The organism is Streptomyces sp. NPDC026500 (assembly GCF_055567635.1).
Map to the genome: position 1 here is coordinate 83,623 of NZ_JBVHQB010000029.1, position 10,597 is coordinate 94,219.

Consider the following 10,597-nt stretch of genomic DNA (forward strand, 5'->3'; position numbering starts at 1 on the left):
TACCGTCGGGTGCAGAGGCTGTGAGCTGGGAGGACGACCATGCGGATCACCGTGCTGACCGTGCCGGACTGCCCCAATGCGCCGCTGGTGGAGGAACGGCTTCCCCGAGCACTCGACGGCCGCACTGTGGACGTGGAACGAGTCGAGGTCGGCGATTCCGAGCAGGCCACCAGGCTCGGCATGACCGGATCGCCCACTGTTCTGATCGACGGTGTGGACCCCTTCGCCGTGCCGGGCGCTCCCGCATCGCTGTCCTGCCGTCTGTACCGGGGGCCGGGCAGCCGGGTCGAGGGAGCACCGAGCGTCGCGGACCTGAGGCGCGCACTGGCCGATCAGGACGCCACCTGGAACGGTGACTGCCCGCCCTGAGCCCTGCCAACCGCGGCGGCCGCGGGTGCCCCGCCCCGGCGGCGGGCGGACTGCGCGCTGTCCAGTAAGCCGTGCTCCGCCACTTCGCCGCCACCGGACAGCCCCGCACCCGCACGGACGGCGCAGACGGGGATCTCCGAGGCAACGGAGCGTCAATCCTGGCCGGTGGTCGCCGAGCGAGCGCCCTGTTCCTCAAGCCAGCCGATCACGTTGTCTCTGCGGGTGCCGCGGCCCTTGGCCGCATCGAGCGGGGTGCCCCCGGCGTAATCGGGCACCCAGTTCAGGTCCGCGCCGGCGGCACGGAGATGTTCGGCGGCGCGCCGTTGTCCGGCGCAGCAGGCGTGCCAAAACGCCTGGGACACCTCCTCCGACATGGGACCGGCGGTGTCGAGCAGTTGCTGGAGGCGGTCGAGCATGCCGAGCGCGGCGGCGTGCCACAGCTTGTCGATCCGGGCACCGCGGGCGGCGAGCAGGGAGGCCACATGCCAGCAGGCGTAGCCGATGGCGTTGTCGAGCGGGGTGCCGATCGAGCCGTCGGCTGCTTCGATGTCGGCGCCTGCGTCGATCAAGGCGGCGGCGACGTCGACGTCGTCGCTGCTGGCCGCCCAGTGCAGCGGGCTCTCGTCGCCAGGGCTGCGGGTGTTGGGGTCGGCACCGGCAGCCACCAGCAGCCGTACGACTTCAGGCCCCTTGGGGAAGTAGCCGGGCCAGTCGGCCACAACGTGGAGCGCGGTACGGGTCTTGAACGAACCCCCGAGAGGCCTCGCGACGAGTTCGGGTGCGTCGGCGATGATGCGCTGGACGGCCTCGATATCGCCGACGTGGATGGCGGAGACCAGCTCCGCCGCAGAGGTAGGTGCGGGCATGTCCACGTCGATTCCTTTCGGGCGGCCCGATGCTGAAGTCAGCGGTTCCGATCGAGACCCAGCGCCGGCGTCTTGTCTTGAGCGACAGCCTCCAGCGCCGCGGCGGCGAACCCCCGCGCGACAGATTCCAGGGCGGCGTTCATCGCTTCGCGGGCGGCCTCCGGATCGCCCTCCGCGTAGTGCATGCTGATCCCATACGCCTCTGCTGCCCGGTCGACCAAGTTCGTGGATGTCCGGGTACGTAGCAAATCGGCTATTCGCAGTCGGCCGTGGTGGCCTGCTGATTCAAGCGTGTGCGGCGTGGGTGCTCGGTCGCTGGGGTGGAGTGGTGGCGCGGCTACCGTGGGCGCACGGCGTAGGTCAGGTGCGTCACCCGTGACGACGGTTCCGAACGGACCGGCTCCAGCGCGACCCTGGAGGCGTCCACGCCGTCGAACAGTCGGGTGCCGGCGCCGAAAAGCACCGGTGACAGCGTGATCGAGAACTCGTCGACCAGGCCGGCGTTCAGGTACTCCAGGATCGTCGCGCCGCCGCCGGCGATGCGAACGTCCCGGTCGCCGGCGGCCTCGCGGGCCTGTTCGAGGGCGTGCTCGATACCGTCGTTGACGAAGTGGAACGTGGTGCCGCCGGGCCGCTCCCACGGGTCACGCTTGGTGTGCGTCACGACGAAGACCGGGGTGTGGAAGGGTGCCTCCTCCGGCCATGACTGCTCGCCGAGGTCGAACATGCGCTTGCCCATGACGCTCGCGCCGGTGCGCTCGAAGGTCTCCCGCGCGATGTCGTTGTCCCGGCCCTCCTCGCCGCCCTCGCCGAGCTTCAGGTTCTCCCGGAAGAACCGCAGCGGGAAGACCCACTGCTGCAGTTCCGTCCACTGCGCCATCCAGCGCTGCACGTCCGGGTCGTCCTGCTTGCCGGGCGCGAAGAGCTCGTCCTCGAAGGGCACGGACTCGGGCGCGATGAAGCCGTCCAGCGACATCGACACGCTGAAGAACACCTTCCCGGCCATCAGCCCTCATCCCCCTTCCGCGCGAGGTCGGTGACGTAGGCCGCCAGGCTGCTCAGGGTCTGCCGGCCGCCCTCGATCGCGTGGTACTTCTCGATCGCCTCGTCGCGCAGTTCCTTGGTGGGGAACACCGTGCGCATCACGATCCGGGTCGCCGCACCGTCCGGCGCGAAGGTCAGGACCGACTCGAAGGCGTTCGGGTCGTCGCGGGACTCACCGTGCAGCAGCGCGATCCGCTCCGGCGGGGCGATCCGCAGCCAGCGGATCCACTCGGAGTAGTCGGTCCCGTCCGGCCCGTGCAGCACGAATTCCCATTCCCCGCCCTCGCGGAACTCGAAGGACCGCGTGGTGGTGGTGAACCCCTCCGGACCCCACCAACGCGACAGGTGCCGGACCTCGGTGAACGCCTCGAACACCAGCTCCCGCGGGGCGTCGATGACACGGGAGATCACGATCTCCCGGTCGGCCGTCGCCGGCTCCCCACGCGTTTCTTGCCTTGCCCCTGCCATCGGTCATTCCTCCTGACGTGTCTGCTTGAGGTCCTGCACGTAGGTGTCCAGCCGGTCGAAACTCTCGTTCCAGAACCGTTCGAATCCGCCGACCCACTCGTGGACCGGCCGCAGCCCGCGGGCGTCCAGGCCGTAGAGGCGCTGCTTGCCCACCCCGCGGACCCGCACCAGCCCCACCTCCCGGAGCACCCGCAGGTGCTTGGACGCCCCCGGCTGGCTCATCCCCAGCTCCTGGGCCAGGTCGGTCACCGGCCGCTCACCCGCCCGCAGCAGCGCCAGGATGTCCCGGCGCTGCGGCTCGGCGATCGCGTTGAACGCGTCCGACGTCGTCGCTGCTCGTGCCATGGCAGCCATCGTATTCCCATATCGGAATACGTCAAGCCGACTGGGAGTCGGGCGAGTCTTGTCGGATCACGAAATCGCCGGGGTCCCAGCCCATGCGAAGCTTTTCGCCAGCTCGCCAGCTCGCCAGCTCGCCAGCCGCCCGAGCAGGGTCGTGACTCGTGCCGGCCCAACGAGCTGGCACCAGTGGGGTTTCTGAGATCCGGCCCCACAGCCCTTGGCCGGATCAAGAGCACGCACCCCGCACTCGCCGTCACCAGATCAGTAGACCCTCTGGTCACCCCTGAACTGGGGTTCGGCGGGTTCACAGATGAGCCCTTCGCGAGTGATCTGGAAGGGGAAAGGGGCGAGCGAGGGCCGGCGGCGCAGCCTGTCGCTCGCCCCTCGGACGGACGCGAATCAGGCGTCCAGGCGGCGCTTGGCCAGCCAGGCAACGATCTTGGGGTCGTGGTGGTCGAAGAACAGCGAGCACCGGTGTCGAGCGTGGCGATCTGGGCCATCTGCTCGTCGGTGAGCTCGAAGTCGAAGACGTCGAAGTTCTCGGCCATGCGTTCGGCACGTACCGACTTGGGGATGGCGACGACGCCGCGCTGGGTGAGCCAGCGCAGCACGACCTGAGCGACCGACTTGCCGTGCCCCTTGCCGATCTCGGCGAGGAGGGGGTTGGTGAACAGGTCGTTCTTGCCCTCGGCGAAGCCGCCCCAGGACTGCATCTGCACGCCGTGCTCGCGCATGAGGTCCTGGTAGTCGGCGCGCTGGAAGAACGGGTGGGTTTCGATCTGGTTGACCGCTGGGGTGATCTCGTTGTTGACGACCAGGTCGAGCAGCCGGTCGGGGTAGAAGTTGGCGACGCCGATCGCCTTCGCGAGGCCCTCCCGGTTGAGGGCTTCCATGGCGCGCCACTGGCCGTAGACGTCGCCGAAGGGCTGGTGCATCAGGTACAGGTCGAGGTGGTCCAGGCCCAGCTTGGTCAGCGACGTCTCGAAGGCGCGCTTGGTGTTGTCCTCGGCGGGGGCGTCCTGGACCCAGAGCTTGGTGGTGACGAACAGCTCCTCGCGGGCGATGCCGCTGGACTTGATGGCGCGGCCGACGGCCTCTTCATTGCCGTAGGCGGCAGCGGTGTCGAGGAGGCGGTAGCCGGCGGCGAGCGCGTGGGAGGCGGCGCGTTCAGTGTCCTCGGCGGGGATCTGGTAGACGCCGAATCCGAGGAGCGGCATCTCGACGCCGTTGTTCAAGGTCACGTACTGCATGGGGGTGTTCCTCTGCTGTGCGGGTGGGGGTCAGGGGCGGATGAGGGCCTTGAGGACCTGACGGTCGGCCATGGCGCGGTAGGCGTCCGCCGCTTGGGCGAGGGGGAATACCTGGTCGAAGACGCGGCCGGGGGCGATGGTGCCGTCGAGGACGTCGGGCAGGAGCTGTTCGATGTAGGCGCGGGCGGGGCTGGCGCCGCCGGTCAGGGTGATGTTGCGCATGAACTCGGCGGGGCCGATGGGGCCCTGCTCGTACTGGGGGACACCCAGGCGGCTGATCGTGCCGCCGTCCAGGACCGCGCCCAGGGCGGTGTCCAGTGCCTGGCGGGTGCCGACGGCCTCGATCACCTTGTCCACACCGCCGGTCAGCTCGCGGATGCGGGCGATGCCCTCCTCCCCGCGCTCGGCGACGACGTCGGTCGCGCCGAACTCGCGGCCCAGAGCGGTGCGCTCCTCGTGGCGGCCTGCGAGTACGATCCGCTCGGCCCCGAGCCGCTTGACTGCGATCACGGCGCACAGGCCCACCGCTCCGTCACCGACGACCAGCACGCGTCCCCGCGTCCGATACCGGCGGTGACGGCGCCGTGGTGGCCGGTGGTCATCACGTCTGACAGCGCCAGCAAGGAGGGCAGCAGCGCGGAGTCGGCGGCGACCGGAAGCTTCACCAGAGTGCCGTCGGCGTGCGGGACGCGGACGGCCTCGCCCTGCCCGCCGTCCACGCCGTCGAATCCGTAGCGGCCGCCGCTGCGGCACGAGATGTGCAGGCCCTTGGCGCAGTAGTCGCAGGTGTTGTCGCTGTAGGTGAACGGGGCGACGACCAGATCGCCCGCCTTGAGGCTGGTCACGTCCGCGCCGGTCTCCTCGACGACGCCGAGGAACTCGTGTCCCATGGGGCGGCCCGGGTCGGTGGCGGGCATCGACCCGTAGGGCCACAGGTCGCTGCCGCACACGCAGGCGGCGACGACGCGGACCACGGCGTCGCCGGGCTTCACGATCTTCGGGTCGGGCCGGTCCTCGACGCGGACGTCTCCGGCTCCGTACATCACTGCTGCACGCATGAGGGGCTACTCCAAACAGGGGTGGTACCGAGGGGTGCGGATGATCAGCGTTCGAGCATCCGCGCCTGGGCCTCGGTGTGGGTGTCGCCGGCGGCGGGCGGCAGGCTGGAGAGCTGGTCGAGCTGCGCGGCGGTCAGGGTGACGGCATCGGCGGCGGTGTTCTCCTCGACCCGGCTGACGCGCTTGGTACCGGGGATAGGCGCGATGTCGTCGCCCTGGGCGAGCAGCCAGGCCAGTGCGACCTGCGCGGGCGTGGCGCCGACCTCGGCGGCCAGGGCCTTGACCTCGTCGGCGAGGGCAAGATTGTGCCGGAAGTTCTCGCCCGTGAAGCGCGGGTTGTCGCGGCGGAAGTCGTCCTCGTCGAACTGCTCGGTGGAGCGGACCGTGCCCGTGAGGAAGCCGCGGCCCAGCGGGGAGAACGGCACCAGTCCGATGTTGAGCTCCCGCAGCACGGGCAGGATGCGCTCCTCGATGCCGCGGGTGAACAGGGAGTACTCGGACTGCACCGCGGTGACCGGCTGGACGGCGTGCGCCCGGCGGATCGTGTCCGGCCCCGCCTCCGAGAGGCCGAAGGCCCGCACCTTCCCCTCCGCGATCAGCTCGGCCACCGCGCCCGCGGTCTCCTCGATGGGCGTGTTCGGATCCACCCGGTGCTGGTAGTACAGGTCGATGTGGTCGGTGCCCAGCCGCTTCAGGGAGCCCTCGACCGCAGTGCGGACGTTGGCCGGGCTGGAGTCCAGGTTCCAGGCACCCTCACCCCCGTGCGAGACCAGGCCGAACTTGGTGGCCAGCACCATCTGGTCCCGGCGCCCCTTCAGCGCCCGGCCCAGAAGTTCCTCGTTGGTGTAGGGGCCGTAGATCTCGGCGGTGTCGATGAGCGTGACGCCCAGCTCCAGTGCACGGTGCACGGTCCTGATCGACTCCGCGTCGTCGGTGCCGGAGCCGGTGTAGCCGTGCGACATCCCCATCGCGCCCAGGCCGATTCGGGAAACCTCCAGGTCACGCAGCTTGATGTAACGCATGTCGTCCTTTCCACATCGTGGCGTCGCCCGGCGTCTTCACTCTCGCTCGGCCCGGTTGGTCGTGCCTGCGGCGGTCGCCGAGGTGCCGGCCTCTTGCTCATTCACCTTCGCCCGAATTCCTCCCCTGTGGCAGGGCGGGTTCTTCGGGGGTAACGACAGGGCCCCCCTCCCGACTGCCAGGCGAGTGCCCAGCGGGTGAGACTGGAGTCATGGCATCCGAGAGCGCGCACAGTGAAGGCGCCGAGCTGGGCCGCTACCTGCGTGCCCGCCGTACCCAGACCGGCCCCGCACACGTCGGCCTCACCGTCGGTGCCGGAATCCGCCGCACCCCGGGGCTGCGCCGCGAGGAGCTGGCCACCCTCGCCGGCATCAGCATCGACTACTACGTGCGCCTGGAACGCGGCAAGGAGACCCGCCCGAGCCCCGCCGTCCTCGACTCCCTCGCCCGCGCCCTGCACATGGATGACCAAGAACACCAGCACCTGCGCGAACTCGCCGCCCGCGCTGCCCGATACGCCCCGGAGCCCCCGCCCGCTCCCAGCCGTACCGTGCGACCCCACCTCAAGCTGCTGCTCGAGTCCCTGCGTCCGAACCCGGCGTACGTGATCAGCCGCAGCATGGACATGCTGGCCTGGAACCCCGGGGGTCTCGCCCTGTACGCGGGCCTGGAGGACTGGCCGGGCAAGCACCGGAACCTGGCGCGCTATCTGTTTCTGCACCCGGCTGCCCAGGACCTGTTCCCCGACTGGGACCGTCAGATCACCGGGTGCGTCGCCCGCCTGCGTGCCGTCGCCGGCACCGCCCCCGACGCGCCCGATCTGACCAACCTCGTCGGCGAACTCCTCCTCAAGAGCCCGGACTTCGCCGGTCTCTGGGAACGCTACGAAGTCACCGGACGGAAGCCCGCGCAGAAGACGTTCCAGCACCCGCAGGTCGGCACGCTCACCCTCACCTCCCAGTCCCTGCACGTGGAAGGCACCCCCGGCCAGCGCATCGGCGTCTACACCGCCGAACCCGGCACCCCCGACCATGACGCCCTGCTCCTGCTCGACATGACCGCACCGCGACCTGCGGCACGCTCCGCGTCTGCACCCAAAGCCGCCGGTCAGCAGCTGTGAGCGCCACTCCGTCAGCGGCAACTCCCGCGACTGGTGGCTTCTCAACGCCTCGCCCGACGTGAGACCACCGAACGACTACTGGTCAGGCACTCATCGTGTGCCACGAGCACTGAGATGCCACAGTTCTTGTGGGATCTCAGATCCGTCGCCGAGTCTCACGACCGATGGCCACGCGATGACCGGTCGGCCACCAATCTGAGACAGGCCCGTCGGAGCGCTCACCCTCGGGGCTGACGAAGTACCCAGTCGCGGTCGCTCGGCGTCGGCTCGGTTCGTTCGTGAAGAACACGTCCGGGGTGGACCCTTGGGGCGAAAGTGAAGTGCGCACCGTGCGCTACAGCCCGTAGCGTCCTGGGATGAGCAGCTTCAACACGCACCAGAGACGGGTCTACGACGAGAACCTGCCCACACGCGCCCGGCATACGAATTTGCGGTCTTGCCTGGTCCACTTCGCGCCCTACGGCTTCCGGGCCACGTATCACCACCTCTGCCGCAGCGCGGGGATTCCCAGGGATCTGGAGAAGGATCCGAGCTCGCTCATACGCGCCGTCGAGGAGTTGCACCACGGCCGACAGCTCTGGCTCGCGGACGAGCGTGCCTATGCCAACGATCGCCGAGCGGACAAAGCGCGTGGCTTTCGGCATGTGAAAGCAGACGGGTCCTGGCGAGGTTGGCAGCGTGGGTGGGGGAACATTGCCTACTGTCCCGAGCCGACAATTCATCCAGACGAGCCGTTGCCGGTGGTGGTCGAGCGGGTGCTCCGTTCGTCAGTCCCGCCCGCTGAAGCTCATGTGCTGACGTGCCGTGTATGCGGAGAGCGGGACAACACCAGCGTCTGGTCCGACGGCGTCTACCGGATCCATCAGCTGTGCAGGGAATGTGGGGTCAGTCTCGCGGTGCAGCCGGTAGACGTGCGCGACCCGCTGTTGGCCGCCGACCATGCCCGGCAGTGGAAGGAGATCTGGAGGCTGCGCAAGGAATCTCCTCATGGCTACCCATGCTGAGTTTCGGCATTGAGTCGGAATCACGGTGGGGTGAGAATCCGCGTTCGGCGAAGCGCGAAGGATGTGCGGCCGTAGATGCTCCTCTTGAGGAGCTTGATTCTGCAGACATGCGCTCGACGACGCCGGAGCTGTACGGGAGGGTGAGGCCGGCGGTGACGGCGTCGATGTCCTGGCGGAGGAAGCTGTCGAAGGAGCGGATCGGCCTCAGGTCGCAGCGTTCGGCCTGCCGGATCCACTCACCCAGAGGCCACGGCGGTGACGGACCAGGTTTGAACTCCCGTTCCTTGTCCGTCAGTTGCACTCGCGTCACGCAAGAAGGTCTACCGGTCCAGACCCCGCCAGGAAGGCGAATCCCACAGATTGATGCGCCCTAGCTCCGGAACGCTGATCATTCCCGGCCCCTCGCTGAAGATCGTTCGGAATGCGGCGGCATACTATAGAAACTCGCCGAAAATCCTGCTTCAGAACTCATCTTCAATTGAAGACTTTTGATCACCCGTCGGGTTCACTGGGAGCGCCCCGCACTGCCCGTGTCTGCTACGGTTCCGGCTCCGTCATCCCTGGCCCGGAGTGACGATCAGGGGCGCCGGTGACGATGCCGCTACAGCGTCCGGACGGCGGGTATCGCGCAAGCCCGGCCACCGGCGCCCCTCCACCGCAGCGACCTTCAGGCTGTGGGCGTGCGGGGCGGGACAGATCCAACTGGCAGCACGTCCGCGACGGTGCTTGCATGGAGATTGAGATATGCCCTCGTGTGAGCACCGAGGAAGGTTCATCTAGGCGCTCACCTGCCCCGGCTTTCGGCGCCCGTTCGCAGCGCACAGCAGCATGCCGGACAGGATCAGGTCCGCGCGACGCAATTCATCAACCAGAGGTGACAACCATGCCCGCGACCGCCACAAAGATCGACTCCACGTGCCATTCACCACTGTTGTTCATCGGGCGCGTGCTCTTGCGCCCGTCGACCCCGGCAGCCCTCCAGCAGTTCCCAGACGCGAAATACGTACTCGGCGTGGACATTATCGGCCCGCCCGAGTACAGGGTTGTACTGGATAACCTCATGCTGTTCCTCACCATCACGGATCCCCCCTTGAACGCGGACGGGACCGGGGTGTTCTTCGTCCAGCATGCGGATACTGGCTGGCTTTGGGGCCTCCCCGTAAGTGACGACACACCCCCAGGTATGGACGGCTGGAAAGAAGACCCGCACCAGCCGCATCAGCCCACGAGGCGACTGCGAGGCCGGAAGCTCCATGACGCGATCTGGTCGGGCGCCGCTAACGGCTCGACCTACTGGATCGGCGTGAACGGCTTGAAAGACACGCAATCTTTGTCCTTCACTGCCTACCCGATGGCAGAGAAGGCTGTCGCTACCACGAGCGGATGCACTATCCAGATGACGGGCCTCAGCATCAACGAAAATCTGAACGGGACTTGGGGCGGTTAGCCCCCAACAACCCCAGCCCGGTCAAAACAAAGACATCGCCTCAACGTTTCCGACATCTCCGGCTTCGGCCTCCACGAGCGGCAGCTGCTCGCCGGGCACCGGCAGGGGCACGATCGACAGCGAGCCGGGGCAGGACACCAGGGAATCCCCGTACGGGCGACGCCGGTCGGGCGGATCGGGCCGCCACAGCCGGCCGGCCTACTCCTCCTACGGCAACCGGGCCCACCTGCGCAGACGTGGCATCAAGGCAGTGATCCCGGAGAAGAAGGACCAGGCCGCCAGCCGGAAGAGGAAGGGCTCTGGGGGCGGTCGGCCCGTCAGTCATGACACCGGCCTCTACAACGAGAGGAACACCGTCGAGCGCCTGATCAACAAGCTCAAGGCCTGGCGAGGCATCGCCACCCGATACGACAAGACCCCAGACACGTACCTCGCCGACCTGCACCTACGCGCCTCGATGATCTGGATCAAAGACCTCACCCGGACCGCCAAACGATCACGACTCGATACGCGCCCTAGTAGTGCCTGGTCAGGTTGATATGGATGTTGGTATGTCGCGGTGGCAGGTGGGGCAGGCGCCGGTCCAGAGGGCGAGGAGTGTCTGCAGCT

At 68.2% G+C, this 10,597-nt stretch carries 10 protein-coding genes and 3 pseudogenes; 5 read left to right on the top strand and 8 right to left on the bottom strand.

The features are described from left to right. Positions 1–39 precede the first annotated feature (39 nt). Entirely contained in the window at positions 40–369 is a 330-nt protein-coding gene (locus tag ACZ4N5_RS37005) for a thioredoxin domain-containing protein (protein ID WP_467761413.1), read from the top strand. A 152-nt stretch (positions 370–521) separates the two neighbouring features. Here the strand turns inward: ACZ4N5_RS37005 and ACZ4N5_RS37010 are convergent, their stop codons facing one another. The 8 genes and pseudogenes from ACZ4N5_RS37010 to ACZ4N5_RS37045 all read right to left on the bottom strand — a co-directional run bounded on the left by ACZ4N5_RS37010 (position 522) and on the right by ACZ4N5_RS37045 (position 6,419). Then, positions 522–1,235, bottom strand: a complete 714-nt coding sequence (locus tag ACZ4N5_RS37010; RefSeq protein ID WP_467761414.1) for an ankyrin repeat domain-containing protein — start codon at positions 1,233–1,235, stop codon at positions 522–524. 38 nt (positions 1,236–1,273) lie between these two features. Then, a complete protein-coding gene (locus ACZ4N5_RS37015) occupies positions 1,274–1,420 on the bottom strand; it encodes a hypothetical protein (protein ID WP_467761415.1) in 147 nt (48 codons plus the stop codon). Between the two features lie 152 nt (positions 1,421–1,572). Continuing rightward, positions 1,573–2,241, bottom strand: coding sequence for a dihydrofolate reductase family protein (locus ACZ4N5_RS37020; protein ID WP_467761416.1), 669 nt, complete (start codon positions 2,239–2,241; stop codon positions 1,573–1,575). Then, positions 2,241–2,747 carry an SRPBCC family protein gene (locus ACZ4N5_RS37025; protein ID WP_467761417.1) on the bottom strand — a complete coding sequence of 169 codons (507 nt, stop codon included), beginning with the start codon at positions 2,745–2,747 and terminating at the stop codon, positions 2,241–2,243. Before ACZ4N5_RS37025 ends, ACZ4N5_RS37020 begins: the two co-directional genes overlap by 1 nt. 3 nt (positions 2,748–2,750) lie before the next feature. Further along, on the bottom strand, positions 2,751–3,092 hold the full coding sequence (locus ACZ4N5_RS37030) for an ArsR/SmtB family transcription factor (protein WP_175333158.1): 342 nt from the start codon (positions 3,090–3,092) through the stop codon (positions 2,751–2,753). A 396-nt stretch (positions 3,093–3,488) separates the two neighbouring features. After that, positions 3,489–4,339: pseudogene (locus tag ACZ4N5_RS37035) on the bottom strand (aldo/keto reductase). A gap of 30 nt (positions 4,340–4,369) precedes the next feature. Beyond that, positions 4,370–5,397: pseudogene (locus ACZ4N5_RS37040) on the bottom strand (alcohol dehydrogenase catalytic domain-containing protein). Positions 5,398–5,441: 44 nt separating this feature from the next. Continuing rightward, positions 5,442–6,419, bottom strand: a complete 978-nt coding sequence (locus tag ACZ4N5_RS37045) for an aldo/keto reductase (RefSeq protein WP_467761418.1) — start codon at positions 6,417–6,419, stop codon at positions 5,442–5,444. Positions 6,420–6,628: 209 nt separating this feature from the next. Between ACZ4N5_RS37045 and ACZ4N5_RS37050 the strand changes: the two genes are divergently transcribed. The 4 genes and pseudogenes from ACZ4N5_RS37050 to ACZ4N5_RS37065 all read left to right on the top strand — a co-directional run. Continuing rightward, a complete protein-coding gene (locus ACZ4N5_RS37050; RefSeq protein ID WP_467761419.1) occupies positions 6,629–7,537 on the top strand; it encodes a helix-turn-helix transcriptional regulator in 909 nt (302 codons plus the stop codon). 356 nt (positions 7,538–7,893) lie between these two features. Continuing rightward, on the top strand, positions 7,894–8,541 hold the full coding sequence (locus ACZ4N5_RS37055) for a hypothetical protein (RefSeq protein WP_467761420.1): 648 nt from the start codon (positions 7,894–7,896) through the stop codon (positions 8,539–8,541). Between the two features lie 883 nt (positions 8,542–9,424). Continuing rightward, positions 9,425–9,988, top strand: coding sequence for a hypothetical protein (locus tag ACZ4N5_RS37060; protein WP_467761421.1), 564 nt, complete (start codon positions 9,425–9,427; stop codon positions 9,986–9,988). Positions 9,989–10,136: 148 nt separating this feature from the next. Then, positions 10,137–10,526, top strand: a pseudogene (locus ACZ4N5_RS37065) (transposase); the annotation flags it as partial. Between the last annotated feature and the right edge of the window lie 71 nt (positions 10,527–10,597).

Excerpts from the sequence above, each read along its gene's own strand:
- ACZ4N5_RS37045 (WP_467761418.1), bottom strand. The coding sequence starts at position 6,419 with ATGCGTTACATCAAGCTGCGTGACCTGGAGGTTTCCCGAATCGGCCTG.
- ACZ4N5_RS37050 (WP_467761419.1), top strand. The coding sequence starts at position 6,629 with ATGGCATCCGAGAGCGCGCACAGTGAAGGCGCCGAGCTGGGCCGCTAC.
- ACZ4N5_RS37015 (WP_467761415.1), bottom strand. The coding sequence starts at position 1,420 with ATGCACTACGCGGAGGGCGATCCGGAGGCCGCCCGCGAAGCGATGAAC.
- ACZ4N5_RS37030 (WP_175333158.1), bottom strand. The coding sequence starts at position 3,092 with ATGGCACGAGCAGCGACGACGTCGGACGCGTTCAACGCGATCGCCGAG.
- ACZ4N5_RS37055 (WP_467761420.1), top strand. The coding sequence starts at position 7,894 with ATGAGCAGCTTCAACACGCACCAGAGACGGGTCTACGACGAGAACCTG.
- ACZ4N5_RS37020 (WP_467761416.1), bottom strand. The coding sequence starts at position 2,241 with ATGGCCGGGAAGGTGTTCTTCAGCGTGTCGATGTCGCTGGACGGCTTC.
- ACZ4N5_RS37010 (WP_467761414.1), bottom strand. The coding sequence starts at position 1,235 with ATGCCCGCACCTACCTCTGCGGCGGAGCTGGTCTCCGCCATCCACGTC.
- ACZ4N5_RS37025 (WP_467761417.1), bottom strand. The coding sequence starts at position 2,747 with ATGGCAGGGGCAAGGCAAGAAACGCGTGGGGAGCCGGCGACGGCCGAC.
- ACZ4N5_RS37060 (WP_467761421.1), top strand. The coding sequence starts at position 9,425 with ATGCCCGCGACCGCCACAAAGATCGACTCCACGTGCCATTCACCACTG.
- ACZ4N5_RS37005 (WP_467761413.1), top strand. The coding sequence starts at position 40 with ATGCGGATCACCGTGCTGACCGTGCCGGACTGCCCCAATGCGCCGCTG.